Below are 18,210 nucleotides of genomic sequence, written 5' to 3'. Positions count from 1 at the left end.
GCCCGCGCGCTGCCGCTGTGGTGGCTGCCGTCGGGCGCGGTCCAGCGCGCCGGGACCTCGTACAACGGGACGACCCCGACCGCGGGGACCGCCGGGGGCGCGTCCGCGGTGAGCGTCGCCGTCACCCGGTGCCGGGTGGCGTGCGCGGCCCGTGCCGCCTCCTCCGCCCGCTCGTGCACGGCCGCCCCGGCGGTGACTCCGGCCGCCGGGGCGCCCACGAACAGGACGACACCCGTCACGAGCACCGTCCACGCCTCGATCACGTCCGAGCGGCGGCGCAGCGGTCCCCGCCGCCAGCGCCAGCACAGAACCCGAGAGCGCATCGCGTCGACCTCCGCACCCCACAGAGGGTCACGCCTTCGAGACTAGCGGGACCGACCGGCTTGGGAACCACCCGCTCGCCGGGGCCGCGCACGGTGGCGACCGGGGCGGGCAGGGCCGTGTCCGCGTGAACGGGGTTCCCGGGGCCCTTGGGGCCAAGGAGGCGGACGACCGGAGTGGGGGTGCGGCGGAGGGCGTGTCCCGGACACAGGGGCCACTCGGCCCCCGCGCACAGGCCTGTTCGGCACTCGCGCGGACGCCGCCGCGCTGTCAGCGTCGTGCGGGGGCCCCGGGAACGCTCCGAGCACGACCGTCCGAGCACGACCTCCGAGCACGACCTCCGAGTACGACTCCGCGTACGACCGTTGGAGTACGACCTTCGGAGCGCGACCTCGGAGCGGGACCTGGAGCGCGACCGTCCGCGTGCGACCGTCCGAGCGGTGTGCCGGGCCCTCGCCGGGAGTTCGCGAGGGAGCTCGCGACGGGACGAGAGGGGCGATGGCCCGTGGAGCACGCGTTGATCGTGGGTGTCGACGGCTCCGAGCCGAGCCTGCGGGCGCTGGACTGGGCGGTCGACGAGGCCGACCGCCGGGCGCTGCCGCTGCGCGTCGTGCACGCGTCGAGCTGGGAGTGGTACGAGGGGCACGAGCCCTCCTTCGGCATCAACCGGGCCCTGGTGCGGGCGGAGGCCGACCGCGTGCTCGCGGACGCGGCCGAGCGCGCCCACAGCCGCAGCTCCTCCGTCGAGGTCACGAGCCAGGTGCTCGACGAGGACCCGGCCGCCGCGCTGATCCGCGAGAGCCGTACGGCGGGCGCGGTGCTCGTCGGCAGCCGGGGCCGCGGCCGGCTCGCGGGGCTGCTCCTCGGCTCGGTGAGCCTGTCCGTGGCCGCGCACGCGCGGTGCCCGGTGATCGTGGTGCGCGGCGAGGAGCGGAATCTGGACGGACGCCACCGCCGGGTCGCCGTCGGCATCGACGGGGCCGCGGACGCGGACGCCGTACTGGACTTCGCCCTGCGCGGCGCCCAGCGGCGCGGTGCCGCCGTCGACCTGGTGCACGCCTGGCGCTGCCCCGCCCACGAGGCGCCGGACCGGCCGCGGGCCACCGACGCCGCGGACCCCCACCAGCAGCGGGCGGAAGCGCGGGTGCGGGGCGTCCTGGACGCCGTGCCACCTCCCGGCGCGGCCGTGGCCGTGCGCCGCAGGGTCGTCGAGGGCGACGCCCGCGCCGCGCTCCTGGACGCCGCCGCCACCGCGGACCTCCTCGTGGTCGGCGCCCGGCGCCGCACGAGCCACGTGGGCATGCAGCTCGGCCCGGTGAACCACGCGGTCCTGCACCACGCCGCGTGCCCGGTGGCGGTGGTGCCGCACCGCTGAGGGGCGGGCCGTCGCGAGGCGGGCCGCCGTAGGAGGGCATGCGGCGTTCGGGCACCCCCAGCCGGTCCACCGCAACCGGTCCACGTCAACCGGTCCACCGCAACCGGTCCACGCCAGCCGGTGCACCCCCGACCGGTCCACCCCCGACCGGTCCACGCCAGCCGGTCCACCCCCAACCGGTCCACCCCCAAGTGGGGCACACCCCCCGCGCGGGGCAAGTCCTCCCGTGCGGGTGTCCCGCCCGGTTGGAACCGCGCGTGCCGTGGAACCCGGCCACCCCGCGGGTTTCCCGGAGTGCACAGCGCCGACAGAATGGAGTCCTTCCATGGCCAAGGACCAGCTCTCCGCCCTGGACGCCCACTGGCGTGCCGCGAACTACCTGGCGGCGGGCCAGATCTACCTCCTGGCCAACCCGCTGCTCACCGAGCCGCTCCGGCCCGAGCACATCAAGCCCCGCCTCCTCGGCCACTGGGGCACCTCGCCCGGCCTGAACCTCGTCCACACCCACCTCAACCGGATCGTGCGGGAACACGACCGCGACGTCATGTGCGTGTGGGGCCCGGGTCACGGCGGGCCCGCGGTGCTCGCCAACTCCTGGCTGGAGGGCAGCTACACGGAGACGTACCCCGACGTCACCCGGGACGCCGCGGGCATGGCGCGGCTGTTCCGGCAGTTCTCCTTCCCCGGCGGGGTGCCCAGCCACGTCGCGCCCGAGACGCCCGGCTCCATCCACGAGGGCGGCGAGCTCGGGTACTCCCTCGCACACGCCTACGGTGCCGCCTTCGACAACCCGGACCTGCTCGTGGCCTGCGTCATCGGCGACGGCGAGGCCGAGACGGGACCGCTCGCCACGTCCTGGCACTCGGGGAAGTTCCTCGACCCGGTGCACGACGGCGCGGTCCTGCCGATCCTGCACCTCAACGGCTACAAGATCGCCAACCCGACGGTCCTGGCCCGGCTGCCCCAGGAGGAACTCGACTCGCTGCTGCGCGGCTACGGCTACGACCCGCTGCACGTGAGCGGCGACGACCCGCGCGCCGTCCACCACGACCTGGCCAAGGCCCTCGACCGGGCCGTCGACCGCATCACCCGCGTCCAGCGCGAGGCCCGTACCACCGGCGGCCGCGGCCGCCGCCCGGCGTGGCCGGTGATCGTGCTGCGTACGCCCAAGGGCTGGACCGGGCCCGCCGAGGTCGACGGGCTGCCCGTGGAGGGCACCTGGCGCTCCCACCAGGTGCCGCTGCCCGAGGTCCGCGAGAACCCCGCCCACCTGCGGCAGTTGGAGGCCTGGCTGCGCTCCTACCGGCCCGAGGAGCTCTTCGACGCGGACGGCCGCCCCACCCCGGAGGTCCTCGCCTGCGTCCCCGAGGGCGAGCGGCGCCTCGGCGCGAGCCCGCACACCAACGGCGGCCGGCTCACCCGCGGCCTCCCGCTGCGGCCCCTGGAGGACTTCGCCGTCGCCGTGGACAAGCCCGGTACGGCCCTGCACGAGCCCACCCGGGTGCTCGGCGGGATGCTGGCCAAGGTCCTCGCCGACACCGCCGACCGCCGCGACTTCCGCGTCGTCGGGCCCGACGAGACCGAGTCCAACCGCCTCGGCGCGCTGTTCACCGCCAGCGGCAAGGCGTGGCAGGAGGCGATCCTGCCCACCGACGAGCACCTGGCCCCCGACGGCCGGGTCATGGAGGTCCTCTCCGAGCACCTCTGCCAGGGCTGGCTGGAGGGGTACCTCCTCACCGGCCGGCACGGCCTGTTCTCCTGCTACGAGGCGTTCGTCCACATCGTCGACTCGATGGTCAACCAGCACATCAAGTGGCTCAAGGCCTCGCGGGAGCTGGCCTGGCGCGCCCCCATCCCCTCCCTCACCTACCTGCTGACCTCGCACGTGTGGCGCCAGGACCACAACGGCTTCTCGCACCAGGACCCCGGCTTCGTCGACCACGTCCTCAACAAGAGCCCCGAGGTCGTCCGCGTCTATCTGCCCCCGGACGCCAACACGCTCCTGTCCGTCGCCGAACACGCCCTCCTCAGCCGCGACCACGTCAACGTGATCGTCGCGGGCAAGCAGCCCTGCTTCGACTGGCTGACCCTGGACGCGGCCCGCGCCCACTGCGCGCGCGGCGCCGGGGTGTGGGAGTGGGCGGGCACCGACGACGGCCTGCGCGACCCGGACGTGGTCCTCGCCTGCGCGGGCGACGTGCCCACGCAGGAGGTCCTCGCCGCCGCGGCCCTGCTGCGCGAACACCTGCCGGAGCTGGCCGTCCGCGTCGTGAACGTCGTCGACATCGCCCGCCTCATGCCGCGCGAGGAACACCCGCACGGCATGGCCGACTTCGAGTACGACGCGCTCTTCACCCGCGACAAGCCGGTCGTCTTCGCCTACCACGGCTACCCGTGGCTCATCCACCGGCTCGCCTACCGCCGCGCGGGCCACGCCCACCTGCACGTCCGCGGCTACAAGGAGGCCGGTACCACCACCACGCCCTTCGACATGGTCGTCCGCAACGACCTGGACCGCTACCGGCTCGTCATGGACGTCGTCGACCGCGTCCCCGGCCTGGCCGTGCGCGCCACGGGCCTGCGCCAGCTCATGGCCGACGCCCGCACCCGCCACCACGCCTGGATCCGCGAGCACGGCACCGACCTGCCGGAGGTCGCGGACTGGTCATGGCCCTCCTGACCGACCGGTTCCCGGGACGACGGCCGCCGCCCGGGGCCGGTGCCGACCCCACCCGAACCGACAACCCACCCGCTGGGGCACGTCATGAAACGCAACCACACCCTCTCCCCGTCAGGAATCCGCCTGCGCGCCGTCCCGTCGGCCGTCCCGCGCGTGGTCACCGTGGGCGTCGACGGCTCCCGCGCCAGCATGGACGCCGCGGACTGGGCGGCCCGCGAGGCCCTGCGCCACGACGTCCCGCTGCGCCTGGTGAACGCCGGGGCGCCACCGCCCGCGTCCCCCGCGCGCGGGCACCGCCTGCCCGGACCGGACGCCGACCGGGCCCGCGGCGTCCTGGACCGCGCCGCGATCGCCCTGGCGTACGTCCATCCCGCCCTGGAGATCCACGCCCAGCAGCCGCGCGGGCCCGTGGTCCCCGCGCTCCTCGCCGCGAGCGCGGAGGCCGAGGCCCTGGTGCTCGGCTCGTCGGGGCCCGTGGTCACCGCCGGATTCACCGGTTTCCTGGCCGGCTCCGTCGCCACGTCCGTCGCCGCCCGCGCCGAGCGGCCGGTGGTGCTCGTACGGGCGGGGGAGCGGCCCGAGGACGCACACGTCCCCGACGCCACCGGGGCACCCTCGCGGACCACGCCGCACCGGCCGGTCGTCCTCTGCCTCGACGTCCGCGACCCGGGCGAGCGGCTGGTCGAGTACGCCTTCACGGCCGCCACCGCCCGCGGCGCGCCCCTGCGCGTGCTGTACGCCTGGTCGACGCCGCGCTCCGCCCGCTCCCCGGCCGCCACCGACCTGGCCGACCACCTCGCCCGCGAGCGGGCCGCCCGGGCCGAGCTCCTCGGCGTACTCGAACCGTGGCGGCGCGCCTTCCCCCGCACCGAGGTGGTGGCCCGGACGGTCTTCGGGCGCCCGGGGCCGCACCTGCCGAAGGCGGCCGCCGACGCCTCGCTCCTGGTCGTCGGGCGCCGCACCACGGCCGGACCGCGCCTGGGCCGCACGGCGCACGCCGCGATCCACCACGTGGTCCGCCCCGTGGCGGTGGTCCCGTACGCGTGACCCCGGCGTCAGCCGTGGCGCGCGCCGCCCGGGCCACGATGAGTTCCGGGACGGGCGACGGTCCTACTGACAGCGGGGCGACGCACCGCGCGCCGCCGTCACGGACGACAGGAGACCGCCATGCCCACGATCACGCCCAGCCTCTGGTTCGACAACCAGGCCCTGGAGGCCGCCGAGTTCTACGTCTCGGTGTTCCCCGACTCCAAGGTCACCAACGTGTCGTACTACGGCGAAGCGGGGCCGCGCCCGGCCGGCACCGTGCTGACCGTCGACTTCGAGCTGGACGGCCGGCGCTTCACGGCCATCAACGGCGGCCCGGAGTTCACCTTCGACGAGGCCGTGTCCTTCCTGATCGACTGCGCCGACCAGGAGGAGGTGGACCACTACTGGTCCGCGCTCACCGCGGACGGCGGCACGGAGAGCCACTGCGGCTGGCTGAAGGACAAGTACGGCCTGTCCTGGCAGGTCGTCCCCGCCGCGCTCGGCGAGCTGATCAGCGACCCCGACCAGGGCCGCGCCCAGCGCGCGATGGCGGCGATGCTGACGATGCGCAAGCTCGACGTGGCGGCGCTGCGGGCCGCGGCGGACGGCGCCTGAGCCCCGGGGCGGCGCGTGGTCCGGGCGGCGCGCCGTCCGGGCGACGTCGGAGCCGAGGCCGTCCGGTCCCGGCGCGGCGCGGGCCGGGGGACGCCCGGCCCGCCGGCGGTCACGCGCGTTCCGGCCCGAGCAGCCGGTCGAGGCCGTGCTCGAACCGGCCGTCGAACGACGTGTCACCGAAGTGCTCAACCAGCCGCGCCAGTGACGGGTAGTCGCCCGCCCTGACCGCCTCGGCCAGGCGCCGGTCGCCCGCCGCCGGCACGGACTGCTCCTCCTGCGTCAGGCCGAGCACGAAGTACTGCAGGTCCCACGCCGTCCACGCCGCGTCCCGCTCGGACAGGCCGCCGTCGAGCAGCGCCGCGGTGAGCGCCTCGGCGAACCGCAGCGTGGCCGTCTCGGCCGCGTACGTGCCCGCCACGATGCGGGCGCCGTCCCGGTGGGCGAGCAGGGCGCGCCGGTAGCGGCGCAGCAGCTCGCGCACGCGCTCCCGCCAGGCGGCGGGCAGCCCCTCCAGCGCCACCTCGGCGACGATCGCGTCGGCCATCAGCTCCAGCAGGCGCGTCTTGGTCTTGGCGTGCCAGAGCACGGTGTTCATCCGCACCCCCAACCGCTCCGCCGTGCCGCGCACGGACACGCCGTCGGCGCCCTTGTCGGCGAGGACGCCGAGGGCGGCGCGGGCCACGGCCCCCGGGGTGAGCCCGGCGCGGTAACTGCTCTCCTGCCGCCCCGGCGGCGCTTGCCTTTTGGTCACTGACCTAGTCTACTGGCGTCCGGCCGCCTTGGTCAGTGACCAAGGTGGGTGGGAAACGTCATGGCGTACGCCCCCGAGCGCTCTCCCGTGCCCCGGAGCCGGCCGTACGCCCGGAGAGGAGTGCCCGTGCGCACCGCACACACAAGCCGTCACGTCGTCGTCGCCGGAGCCGGGCCCGTCGGGCTCTGGCTCGCCGCGGAGCTGCGCCTCGGCGGCGCCGAGGTGACCGTCCTGGAACAGCGCCCCGAGCCGTCGCCGCACTCCAAGGCGCTCACCGTGCACCCGCGCACGCTGGAGGTCCTCGCCGCCCGCGGCGCCGTGGAGCCGTTCCTCGCCGAGGGCCTGCGCAACCCCACCGGCCACTTCGGCTCGCTCGACGACCGCCTCGACTTCAGCGGCCTCGACACGCGCTACCCGTTCACGCTCCTGCTCCCGCAGGCCCGCACCGAAGCCCTCCTCGAACGGCACGCGCGCGCCGCGGGCGCCGACGTCCGCCGCGGCCACCGCCTGACGGACCTGGCCGAACACGCGTCCGGCGTACGGATCGGCGTCGCCGGCCCCGACGGCGCGTACGCCCTGGACGCCGCATACGTCGTGGGGTGCGACGGCGCCCGCAGCACCGTCCGGGCCGCGGCGGGCATCGACTTCCCCGGCACCGGCACCACCGTCTGGGGCTGGCTCGGGGACGTCGTCCTCGACGAGCCCCCGGCCGGGTCCGCCTTCAGCGTGGGCACGTCACAAGGCGGCCTCATGTGCGTCCCGCTGCCCGGGGGAGCACACCGCTTCGTCGGGCACACCCCCGACGACCAAAGGCCCGACTGGCCGGGCGAGTTCACCTTCGAGGAACTGCGCGCCAACGTCCTGCGCATCACCGGCCGCGACTTCGGCATGCGCGACCCGCGCTGGCTCTCCCGCTTCGGCAACGCTGCCCGCCAGGCCGCCGCCTACCGCGCGGGCCGGGTCCTGCTCGCGGGCGACGCCGCGCACATGCACTTCCCGGCCGGCGGCGTCGGCCTCAACGTCGGGGTGCAGGACGCCGCCAACCTCGGCTGGAAGCTCGCCGCCGTCGTGCGCGGCGCCGCCGACGGGCGCCTGCTCGACACCTACCACCGCGAACGCCATCCGGTCGGCGCCGCGCTGCTCGCCACCACGCGCGCCCAGACCGCGCTGATGACCGCCTACTCCAGCGACGGACTCGCCCTGCGCGCCCTGCTCAGCGAGGCCGTCGCCACCGTCCCCGCCCTCTCCCGGAAGCTCGCCGAAGGGCTCACGGCCCTGGACGTCGCGTACGACACCGCGTACCGCGCCCCCTACACGCCCGCCGACGGCGACGGCGCGGACCGCCACCCGCTCACCGGCCGCCGCGCCCCCGACCTCCCGCTCACCGCGAACCTGCGGCTGTACGACCTGCTGCGCGCGGGCCGCCCCGTCCTGCTCGACTTCGGCGGACACGACGGCACCACCTGGCCGGACGTCGTCGTCCACCAGGGGCCGCCGGTCACGGCCCGCCCGGACTGGGCGGGGGTGGGCTCCGCGCTCATCCGCCCCGACGGCCACGTGGGCTCGGCCAGGGACGCCTCCTGACCGCCCGGCCAGGCGGCGCGGCGCGCCTCAGCGGTGGTAGCGGCGGATGCGGTAGCGCAGCCCGGACGTGGAGGTCCGCCAGCCCGCGTCCTCGGTGACGGTCCACGCCGGGTCCGGCACCGGGGCGTAGGTGTCGCCGTCCACCGCCGTCTCGACCTCCGTCACCGACAGCGTCGTGGCGTGCTCCAGGGCGGCCCGGTAGATCTCTCCGCCGCCGATCACCCAGGTCGTGGCGGGAGCGGCCGGGTCCGACGCGGCGGCCGCGCGCTCCAGCGCCTCGGGCACCGACCCGGCGCGCTCGGCGCCGTCGGCCGCCCACCGCGGATCGCGCGTGACCACGATGTTGCGCCTGCCGGGCAGCGGGCGGAAGCGCGCGGGCAGCGAGTCCCACGTCCTGCGCCCCATCACCACGGGATGGCCGTGGGTCGTGGCCTTGAAGTGCGCCATGTCCTCGGGCAGGTGCCAGGGGATGGCGTTGCCCGCGCCGATCACGCCGTCGGGGGTCTGCGCCCAGATCAGCCCGACGTTCATACGGCGACCGGGGCCTTGATGGCCGGGTGGTGGCGGTAGCCGGCCACCTCCACGTCGGAGTAGGCGTAGTCGAAGAGCGACTCCGCCTGCCGCAGCCGCAGCTCGGGGAAGGCGTACGGGGTCCGCGTGAGCTGTTCGGTCACCTGCTCGACGTGGTTGTCGTAGATGTGGCAGTCGCCGCCGGTCCAGATGAAGTCGCCCGGCTCCAGGTCTGCCTGCTGCGCCACCATGTGCGTGAGCAGGGCGTAGCTGGCGATGTTGAAGGGGACCCCGAGGAACAGGTCCGCGCTGCGCTGGTAGAGCTGGCAGGAGAGCCTGCCGTCGGCGACGTGGAACTGGAAGAAGGCGTGGCACGGGGCGAGCGCCATCTTGTCGAGCTCGGCGACGTTCCAGGCGGACACGATCATCCGGCGGGAGTCCGGGTCCCGGCGCAGCGTGTCGAGGACCTCGCTGATCTGGTCGATGTGCCTGCCGTCCGGGGCGGGCCAGGACCGCCACTGCGCGCCGTATACCGGACCGAGGTCGCCGTTCTCGTCGGCCCACTCGTCCCAGATGGTCACGCCGTGCTCCCGCAGCCAGCCGACGTTCGAGTCGCCGCGCAGGAACCACAGCAGCTCGTACACGATGGACTTCAGGTGCACCTTCTTGGTGGTGACCAGCGGGAACCCCTGGGAGAGGTCGTAGCGCAGTTGGTGCCCGAAGACACTTCGGGTGCCGGTGCCCGTCCGGTCGGCCTTGGCCGTTCCGGAGGTGAGCACCAGCTTCAACAGGTCTTCGTACTGGGTGTCCGCCACGGGCGACGAGTGTACTGGCCTGCGGGACCGCACTCGAACGGCCGCCTCCGCCACCCGCCGGGCACCGGGCCGGGGCGCCGCCGCGGGACCTGTTCGCGCACTGGGTAGAACGTTCGCTCCAGACGGCGAACAGGTCGTCGGACGCCCCGCGGCTCGTCGCACCGTCGCCCTTCCCCCTTACTGGAACAGGTTCTACTCTGGCCGCCGTCACGGCGGGCCGTCGCGGGGCGGCGCCGGCCGGGGACGGTGTCAGGGCCGACGCAGCAACGGACAGCCAGGAGGCGCCGTGCACCTCGCATACACGCCCGAACAGCAGCGGCTGCGTGCCGAACTGCGCGCGTACTTCACCTCGCTGGTGCCCGACCACGCGCGCGTCCGGCAGGGCGACCGCGCCGCCCAGAAGCGGTTCTACCGCGAGACGATCCGCCGCCTCGGCGCCGACCGCTGGCTCGGTGTGGGCTGGCCCGAGGAGTACGGCGGGCGCGGGCTCACGCCCATGGAGCAGTTCATCTTCTTCGACGAGGCCGCCCAGGCGGGCGTCCCGCTGCCGCTCATGGCGCTCAACACCGTGGGCCCGACCCTCATGCGGTTCGGCACCGACGAGCAGAAGGCGTACTTCCTGCCGCGCATCCTCTCCGGCGAGATCGACGTCGCGATCGGCTACAGCGAGCCCGACGCGGGCACCGACCTCGCCTCCCTGAAGACCCGGGCCGAGCGGGACGGGGACACGTACGTCGTCAACGGGCAGAAGATCTGGACGACCAACGGCGACACCGCCGACTGGGTGTGGCTCGCCGCCCGCACCGACCCGGCCGCGCCGCCGCACCAGGGCATCTCGCTGCTGCTCGTACCGACGTCCGCCCCCGGCTACTCCTGCACCCTCATCCACACCCTCGCCGGGCACGACACCACGGCGGGCTACTACGAGGACGTCCGCGTGCCCGTCGGCCACCGCGTCGGCGCGGAGAACCAGGGCTGGCGGCTGATCACCAACCAGCTCAACCACGAGCGCGTCACCCTCGCCGCGCACGGCACCATGGCCGTCCGCGCCCTGCACGACGTGCGCCGCTGGGCCGCCGCGACCAAGCTCGCCGACGGCCGCCGCGTCATCGACCTGCCCTGGGTGCGCCGCCGCCTCGCGCAGACCCACGTCAAGCTGGACGCGATGAAGCTCCTGAACTGGCAGATGGTGCACGCCGTCCAGGACGGCACGCTCACCCCGCAGGACGCCTCCGCCGTCAAGGTCTACGGGTCGGAGGCCCGCCGGGACGCCTACGCCTGGCTGATGGAGGTGGTGGGCGCCGCGGGCGCGCTGAAGGAGGGCTCCGCGGGCGCGGTGCTCCACGGCGAGCTGGAGCGCGGCTACCGCTCGGCGGTCATCTTCACCTTCGGCGGCGGCAACAACGAGATCCAGCGCGAGATCATCTCCTGGATCGGCCTGGGCATGCCCCGCGTCCGCCGCTGACCGGAGCCGCGCCGCCTGCCGGAGCGCCTCACACCTGCTCCGCCCGGAATCCCGCCGGCGTCACCCCGGTGTGCTGCTGGAAGAACTTCGAGAAGTTCGCCGCGTCCGCGAAGCCGACGGCCGCCCCGATACGCCCGACCGGCAGGTCGGTGTGGGCCAGCAGCCGCTTGGCCTCCAGGACCACGCGCCGGTCGATGAAGCCCTTCGGGGTCTGCCCGGTGGCGGCGCGCACGGCGCGGACCAGCGTGCGGCGCGAGTAGCCCAGCTCGTCGGCGTACGCGCTGACGCTGTGGTTGGTGGTGAAGCCCTGCTCGACCGCCGCGCGGAACCGCGTGAACGTCGTGTCCGGCTGCGGCCTGCACTCGTCCGCCGCGGCCTGCGCCGAGACGTGCGCCACCCGCAGCATGAGCGCCGTCAGCGCGTGCCGCAGGACCGAGGTGTGCAGGCTCGGCGGCAGCGTCGACGTGTCCAGGTACTCGCGCTCCACCTGCTCCAACGAGGCGGCAAGCGCCGCGCGTTGCTCCTCGCCGGGGTGCAGCAGCGGCGGCCGGTCGTAGCGGTACAGGCCCGTCGCCTCCACGATGGCGCGCGGCAGGAAGCCGGGCTGCATCGTGAGGGCCGTACCCGTGTACGGGTCGGTGGCCGAGAAGCTGTGCACCTGCCCGGGCCGGATCCACAGGATGTCGCCCGCCCCGGCCTCGTACTCCGCGAAGTCGACGGTGTGGCGGACCGGGCCCCGCCGGAAGAAGAGCAGGACGTGGAAGTCGATGCGGTGCACGCGGCGCGAGAGCCCGGCGCCGCCCGCCCAGGGGCGGTCCGTGCCCATCGGGCCGACCTGCATCCCGACCCCGGAGACGCTGGCGCTCGGATCGAAGGGGTAGGTACGGATGTGCTCCGCGGCCGCCCGATGAGCGCTCGTCCGTGCGCCGCCCCGCTCGATCATCCACATCCCTCGGCTCTCGGGGTTCCGACGGGACCCCGGCTGCTGTGCGTGTCCCATTTTCACCGAACGGTGGCACGGGGGCACCTACCTCACCAAAAGTATGACCTTTACGGTCGGAACTGGTTCGACCAGGGGCTTTGTCCCGGTCGGACGGTGCCTCAGGGCACCACGGAGGCACAACGGGTGCACCACGGATGTACCACGGATGCAAAGGAACGCTGACAGATGAGCACGCAGACACCGGACGGTCTCGACCCCTTCGAGCGGCCCTTCGCGTGGACCGACCTCGACCGGCGTGCCGTCGACACCGCCCGCCTCCTGGCGGCCGACGCCGTGCAGCAGGTGGGCAACGGCCACCCCGGCACCGCCATGAGCCTGGCCCCCGCCGCGTACACCCTCTTCCAGAAGGCCATGCGGCACGACCCGGCCGACCCGGAGTGGACCGGCCGCGACCGGTTCGTCCTGTCGCCCGGCCACACCAGCCTCACGCTGTACACCCAGCTCTTCCTCGCCGGCTACGAGCTGGACCTGGACGACTTGAAGGCGTTCCGCACCCAGGGCTCCAAGACGCCCGGCCACCCCGAGTACGGGCACACCGCGGGCGTGGAGACGACGACGGGGCCGCTCGGCCAGGGCGTCGCCAACGCCGTCGGCATGGCCATGGCCGCCCGCTACGAGCGCGGCCTGTTCGACCCCGACGCCCCCGAGGGCACGAGCCCCTTCGACCACACCATCTGGGCGATCGTCTCCGACGGCGACCTCCAGGAGGGCGTCTCCGCCGAGGCCTCCTCCCTCGCCGGCCACCAGAAGCTCGGCAACCTCGTCTTCCTCTACGACGACAACCACATCTCCATCGAGGGCGACACGCAGACCGCGTTCTCCGAGGACGTCCTCAAGCGCTACGAGGCCTACGGCTGGCACGTGCAGCGGATCACCCCGCGCGCCGACGGCGACATCGACGTCGAAGCCCTGAACGAGGCGCTCGCCGCCGCCAGGGCCGAGACGGAGCGCCCCTCCCTCGTCGCGCTGCGCACGGTCATCGCCTGGCCCGCCCCGAACGCGCGGAACACCGGGGCCGCGCACGGCTCCGCGCTCGGCGCCGAGGAGGTCGCCGCCACCAAGCGCGTCCTCGGCTTCGACCCCGAACGGACGTTCGCCGTCGACGACGAGGTCCTCGCCCACACCCGCCGGGCCCTGGACCGCGGCGCCGAGGCCCACGCCGCCTGGGACCAGCGGATCGCCGCATGGCGCGCCGCGAACCCCGAGCGCTCCACGCTCCTCGACCGGATCGTCGCCGGGCGCCTCCCCGAGGGCTGGGAGCGGGCGCTGCCCGTCTTCGACGCCGGGACGAAGGTCGCCACGCGCGCCGCGTCCGGCACGGTCCTCCAGGCCCTCGGCCCGGTGATCCCCGAGCTGTGGGGCGGCTCCGCCGACCTGGCGGGCTCGAACAACACCACCATCGACAAGGCGTCGTCCTTCCTGCCGCGGGGCAACCCGCTGCCGGAGGCCGACCCGTACGGCCGCACCGTCCACTTCGGCATCCGCGAGTTCTCGATGGCCGCCGAGATGAACGGCATCGCCCTGCACGGCAACACCCGCGTCTACGGCGGCACGTTCCTCGTCTTCTCCGACTACATGCGCAACGCCGTCCGCATGTCCGCCCTGATGCAGCTCCCCGTGACGTACGTGTGGACGCACGACTCCATCGGCCTCGGCGAGGACGGCCCCACGCACCAGCCGGTCGAACACCTCGCGTCCCTGCGCGCCATCCCGGGCCTGAACGTCGTACGCCCGGCCGACGCCAACGAGACCGCCGTCGCCTGGCGGGAGATCCTGCGCCGCGGCTCGGCCGCGCCGGCCCCGCACGGCCTGGCGCTGTCCCGGCAGGCCCTGCCGACGTACGCGCCCAACGAGCTGGCCGCGAAGGGCGGCTACGTCCTCGCCGAGGCGTCGCAGGAGACCCCGGACGTCATCCTGATCGCCACCGGCTCCGAAGTGCGGCTCGCCGTCGAGGCCCGGGAGCGGCTGGAGGCCGAGGGCATCGCGACCCGCGTCGTGTCGATGCCGTCGGTGGAGTGGTTCGAGGAGCAGGACCGGGCCTACCGCGACAGCGTCCTGCCGCCCGCCGTCAAGGCCCGCGTGGCCGTCGAGGCCGGCATCGCCCTGACCTGGTACCGCTATGTCGGGGACGCCGGGCGGATCGTCTCGCTGGAGCACTTCGGCGCCTCCGCGGACGCCGCCACGCTCTTCGCCGCGTACGGCTTCACCGCCGAGAACGTCGCCGCCCGGGCCCGGGAATCCCTCGCGGCCTCCCGCGCTTGATCATGACGCACCTGAGCATCCGAAAGAAGATGAAGCACATGAGCACCACCGCACCCCTCACGTCCCTCGGCGCCGCAGGCGTCTCCGTCTGGCTGGACGACCTGTCCCGCACGCGCGTCGAGTCCGGCAACCTCGCCGAGCTGATCGAGCGCAGCCACGTCGTGGGCGTCACCACGAACCCCTCGATCTTCCAGGCCGCCATCGGCTCCGGCGAGGGCTACGAGGACCAGCTCGCCGACCTCGCCCTGCGCGGCGTCACCGTCGACGAGGCCGTCCGCATGATGACCACGGCCGACGTCCGCGCCGCCGCCGACGTCCTGCGCCCGGTGTACGACGCGACGCGCGGCCGCGACGGCCGCGTGTCCATCGAGGTCGACCCGCGCCTGGCCCACCGCACCGCGGCCACCGTCGCCGAGGCCAAGCAGCTCGCCTGGCTCGTCGACCGCCCGAACGTGATGATCAAGATTCCGGCCACCGAGGCGGGCCTCCCGGCGATCACCGAGGTCATCGGCCTCGGCATCTCCGTCAACGTCACGCTGATCTTCTCCCTGGAGCGCTACCGCGCCGTCATGGACGCGTACCTCAAGGGCCTCGAACTCGCCCACGAGCGCGGCATCGACCTCTCCACCGTCCACTCCGTCGCCTCGTTCTTCGTCTCCCGCGTCGACGCCGAGATCGACAAGCGCCTCGACGCGCTCGGCACGGACGAGGCCAAGGCCCTCAAGGGCAGGGCCGCGCTCGCCAATGCCCGCCTCGCCTACGAGGCGTACGAAGAGGTGTTCGGCTCGGCCGACGGAGCGACGCCGCCCGCCGCCCGCGCCGCCCGCCTGGCAGCCGCGGGTGCCCAGAAGCAGCGTCCCCTGTGGGCCTCCACCGGCGTCAAGGACCCGGCGTACAAGGACACCCTGTACGTCGACGAGCTGGTCGCCCCGGGCACGGTCAACACCATGCCGGAGGCGACGCTGAGCGCCACCGCCGACCACGGCGTGATCACCGGTGACACGGTGACCGGCGGCTACGAGCAGGCCCGCGCCGACCTGAAGGCCGTCGACGCGCTCGGCATCTCCTACGACGGGGTCGTCCAGCAGCTCGAGGACGAGGGCGTCGCCAAGTTCGAGGCCGCGTGGAACGACCTGCTCGCCACCGTCGCGACGCGGCTGCGGGGAGCTGAGGCCAAGTGACCGCCACCGCCTGGCACAACCCGCTGAGGGACCCCCGCGACCGCCGCCTGCCGCGCATCGCGGGCCCCTCCGGCCTGGTCATCTTCGGCGTCACCGGCGACCTGTCCCGCAAGAAGCTGATGCCGGCCGTCTACGACCTCGCCAACCGGGGCCTGCTGCCGCCCGGCTTCTCGCTCCTCGGGTTCGCCCGCCGCGAGTGGGAGGACCAGGACTTCGCCGAGGTCGTCCACGACGCGGTGCGCGAGCACGCCCGTACGCCCTTCCGCGAGGAGGTCTGGCAGCAGCTCGCCGACGGCATGCGCTTCATCCCGGGCGACTTCGACGACGACACCGCCTTCGAGCAGCTCCGCGACGCCGTCGACGAGCTGGACGACAAGCGCGGCACCAGCGGCAACTACGCCTTCTACCTCTCCGTACCGCCGAAGTTCTTCCCGAAGGTCGTCGAGCAGCTCAAGAAGCACGGCCTCGCGGACGCCCCCGAGGGCTCCTGGCGGCGCGCCGTCATCGAGAAGCCCTTCGGCCACGACCTGAAGTCGGCGCAGGAGCTGAACCGGATCGTCCACGAGGTGTTCGCCCCGGACCAGGTGTTCCGGATCGACCACTACCTGGGCAAGGAGACCGTCCAGAACATCCTGGCGCTCCGCTTCGCCAACCAGATGTACGAACCCGTCTGGAACCGGTCGTACGTCGACCACGTGCAGATCACCATGGCCGAGGACATCGGCATCGGCGGCCGCGCGGGCTACTACGACGGCATCGGCGCCGCCCGCGACGTCATCCAGAACCACCTGCTCCAGCTCATGGCCCTCACCGCGATGGAGGAGCCCGCCTCCTTCGACGCCGCGTCCCTCGTCACCGAGAAGCTCAAGGTCCTCAAGTCCGTACGGCTCCCCGCCGACCTGGAACGCTCCACGGTCCGCGCCCAGTACGCCGCGGGCTGGCAGGGCGGCGAGCGGGTCAGGGGCTACCTCCAGGAGGACGGCATCGACCCGCGCTCGACGACCGACACCTACGCCGCCGTCAAGCTGGAGGTGGACAACCGCCGCTGGGCGGGCGTCCCGTTCTACCTGCGCACCGGCAAGCGCCTGGGCCGCCGCGTCACCGAGATCGCCGTCGTCTTCCAGCGCGCCCCGCACTCCCCGTTCGACTCCACGGCCACGGAGGAACTCGGCCAGAACGCCATCGTCATCCGCGTCCAGCCGGACGAGGGCATGACGGTGCGCTTCGGATCCAAGGTCCCGGGTACGTCGATGGAGATCCGGGACGTGTCGATGGACTTCGCGTACGGCGAGTCGTTCACGGAGTCCAGCCCGGAGGCGTACGAACGGCTGATCCTGGACGTACTCCTGGGCGACGCCAACCTCTTCCCGCGCACGGAGGAGGTCGAGGAGTCCTGGCGCATCCTCGATCCGGTCGAGGAGCACTGGGACACCCTCGGCAGGCCCGCCCAGTACGCCTCGGGGAGCTGGGGCCCGGAGGAAGCGGACGAGATGCTCGCACGAGACGGACGGAGCTGGCGCAGGCCATGAAGATCGATCTGACCGACACCACGGCAAGCAAGATCAACAAAGCGCTCGTCGAAACACGCCGTGCCATCGGGATCCCAGCCGTGGGCATGGTCCTCACGATGGTCATCGTCACCGACGAGGAGAACGCCTACGACGCCACCAAGGCCGCCCAGGACGCGGCCCGCGAGCACCCCTCGCGCACCCTCGTCGTCATCAAGCGCACCGCCCGCACCCCGCGGGACCGGCAGGGCACCCGCCTCGACGCGGAGGCCCGCGTCGGCGCCGACGCGGGCACCGGCGAGACCGTGATCCTGCGCCTGTACGGCGAGGTGGGCCAGCACGCCGACTCCGTCGTGCTCCCGCTGCTGCTGCCCGACGCTCCGGTCGTCGTGTGGTGGCCCGTCGACGCCCCGGAGGTGCCCGTCAAGGACCCGCTCGGCGCGCTCGCGGCCCGCCGCATCACCGACGCGTACGCCGTCGAGGAGCCGCTCGCGGCGCTCGCCGCCCGTGCCGCGTCCTACGCCCCCGGCGACACCGACCTGGCCTGGACCCGGCTCACGCCGTGGCGCTCCATGCTGGCCGCCGCCCTCGACCAGGCCCGCGCGGAGATCGTCTCGGCGGCCGTGGAGTCCGAGGCCGAGAACCCCAGCGCCGAACTGCTCGCGCGCTGGCTCGGCGTCCGGCTCGGCGTCCCGGTCGAGCGCGTCACCACGGCGGGGCCCGTCGTCACCGCGGTCCGCCTCGGCACGGCGAACGGAGAGATCCGCATCGACCGCCCCGAGGGCCCCGTCGCCACCCTGTCCCTGCCCGGCCAGCCCGAGCGGACCCTCGCCCTGAAGGTCCGCCCGACCGCCGAGCTGATCGCCGAAGAGCTCCGCCGCCTCGACGCCGACGAGATGTACGCCGTCGCGCTGCACGGCGAGGCCGCCACCCCGAAGGAGTCCGTTCACCATGCCTGAGCCCACCACCACGCTGACGGACCGCCCGCAGTGGGCGGCCCTGGAGGACCACCGCGCCAAGCTGGCCGGCACCCATCTGCGGGAGCTGTTCGACGCCGATCCGGGGCGTGCCGGGCGGTACTCGCTTCAGGTGGGGGATCTGTATCTGGATT

Annotated in this window: 15 protein-coding genes; 10 read left to right on the top strand and 5 right to left on the bottom strand. The window is 74.0% G+C overall.

Going from position 1 to position 18,210, the window contains the following annotated elements:
- On the bottom strand, positions 1–323 hold a 323-nt coding region (locus IE330_RS33090), incomplete at its 3' end, for an Rv1733c family protein (RefSeq protein WP_444546239.1).
- 503 nt (positions 324–826) lie between these two features.
- Here IE330_RS33090 and IE330_RS33085 point away from each other — a divergent pair.
- The 4 genes from IE330_RS33085 to IE330_RS33070 all read left to right on the top strand — a co-directional run bounded on the left by IE330_RS33085 (position 827) and on the right by IE330_RS33070 (position 6,020).
- Positions 827–1,696 (top strand): universal stress protein, encoded by an 870-nt coding sequence (locus IE330_RS33085; protein WP_190139874.1) that lies wholly within the window; start codon positions 827–829, stop codon positions 1,694–1,696.
- Between the two features lie 325 nt (positions 1,697–2,021).
- Positions 2,022–4,376 (top strand): phosphoketolase family protein, encoded by a 2,355-nt coding sequence (locus IE330_RS33080; protein ID WP_190139873.1) that lies wholly within the window; start codon positions 2,022–2,024, stop codon positions 4,374–4,376.
- An 84-nt stretch (positions 4,377–4,460) separates the two neighbouring features.
- Positions 4,461–5,423 carry a universal stress protein gene (locus IE330_RS33075; RefSeq protein WP_190139872.1) on the top strand — a complete coding sequence of 321 codons (963 nt, stop codon included), beginning with the start codon at positions 4,461–4,463 and terminating at the stop codon, positions 5,421–5,423.
- Between the two features lie 120 nt (positions 5,424–5,543).
- Positions 5,544–6,020: a VOC family protein gene (locus IE330_RS33070; RefSeq protein ID WP_190139871.1), complete on the top strand. Its 477-nt coding sequence runs from the start codon at positions 5,544–5,546 to the stop codon at positions 6,018–6,020.
- Positions 6,021–6,129: 109 nt separating this feature from the next.
- Here the strand turns inward: IE330_RS33070 and IE330_RS33065 are convergent, their stop codons facing one another.
- Entirely contained in the window at positions 6,130–6,771 is a 642-nt protein-coding gene (locus tag IE330_RS33065) for a TetR/AcrR family transcriptional regulator C-terminal domain-containing protein (RefSeq protein WP_190139870.1), read from the bottom strand.
- 126 nt (positions 6,772–6,897) lie between these two features.
- Here IE330_RS33065 and IE330_RS33060 point away from each other — a divergent pair, with 126 nt between their 5' ends.
- On the top strand, positions 6,898–8,355 hold the full coding sequence (locus IE330_RS33060) for an FAD-dependent monooxygenase (RefSeq protein ID WP_229926103.1): 1,458 nt from the start codon (positions 6,898–6,900) through the stop codon (positions 8,353–8,355).
- Between the two features lie 27 nt (positions 8,356–8,382).
- Here IE330_RS33060 and IE330_RS33055 read toward each other — a convergent pair whose 3' ends face one another.
- Positions 8,383–8,886: a dihydrofolate reductase gene (locus tag IE330_RS33055; protein WP_190139868.1), complete on the bottom strand. Its 504-nt coding sequence runs from the start codon at positions 8,884–8,886 to the stop codon at positions 8,383–8,385.
- Positions 8,883–9,680 carry a thymidylate synthase gene (locus IE330_RS33050; protein WP_190139867.1) on the bottom strand — a complete coding sequence of 266 codons (798 nt, stop codon included), beginning with the start codon at positions 9,678–9,680 and terminating at the stop codon, positions 8,883–8,885. Before IE330_RS33050 ends, IE330_RS33055 begins: the two co-directional genes overlap by 4 nt.
- A gap of 286 nt (positions 9,681–9,966) precedes the next feature.
- Here IE330_RS33050 and IE330_RS33045 point away from each other — a divergent pair, with 286 nt between their 5' ends.
- Complete coding sequence (locus IE330_RS33045) at positions 9,967–11,145, top strand: acyl-CoA dehydrogenase family protein (RefSeq protein WP_190139866.1); 1,179 nt, start codon at positions 9,967–9,969, stop codon at positions 11,143–11,145.
- A gap of 28 nt (positions 11,146–11,173) precedes the next feature.
- Here the strand turns inward: IE330_RS33045 and IE330_RS33040 are convergent, their stop codons facing one another.
- On the bottom strand, positions 11,174–12,088 hold the full coding sequence (locus IE330_RS33040) for a helix-turn-helix domain-containing protein (RefSeq protein ID WP_190139865.1): 915 nt from the start codon (positions 12,086–12,088) through the stop codon (positions 11,174–11,176).
- 225 nt (positions 12,089–12,313) lie between these two features.
- Here IE330_RS33040 and tkt point away from each other — a divergent pair, with 225 nt between their 5' ends.
- Genes tkt through opcA form a run of 4 tightly spaced genes read left to right on the top strand, consistent with a single transcriptional unit; the run spans position 12,314 to position 18,058 of the window.
- Positions 12,314–14,410, top strand: coding sequence for a transketolase (gene tkt / locus IE330_RS33035; protein ID WP_190139864.1), 2,097 nt, complete (start codon positions 12,314–12,316; stop codon positions 14,408–14,410).
- A gap of 38 nt (positions 14,411–14,448) precedes the next feature.
- On the top strand, positions 14,449–15,591 hold the full coding sequence (gene tal, locus IE330_RS33030) for a transaldolase (RefSeq protein WP_229926102.1): 1,143 nt from the start codon (positions 14,449–14,451) through the stop codon (positions 15,589–15,591).
- A complete protein-coding gene (gene zwf, locus IE330_RS33025; RefSeq protein WP_190139862.1) occupies positions 15,588–17,120 on the top strand; it encodes a glucose-6-phosphate dehydrogenase in 1,533 nt (510 codons plus the stop codon). Before tal ends, zwf begins: the two co-directional genes overlap by 4 nt.
- A complete protein-coding gene (gene opcA / locus IE330_RS33020) occupies positions 17,117–18,058 on the top strand; it encodes a glucose-6-phosphate dehydrogenase assembly protein OpcA (protein ID WP_190139861.1) in 942 nt (313 codons plus the stop codon). Before zwf ends, opcA begins: the two co-directional genes overlap by 4 nt.
- Positions 18,059–18,210 lie beyond the last annotated feature (152 nt).

The organism is Streptomyces longispororuber, assembly GCF_014656095.1.
GTDB lineage: Bacteria > Actinomycetota > Actinomycetes > Streptomycetales > Streptomycetaceae > Streptomyces > Streptomyces longispororuber.
The sequence above is the reverse complement of the archived record's forward strand: the minus strand, read 5'-3'. Positions and strand labels throughout refer to the sequence as shown.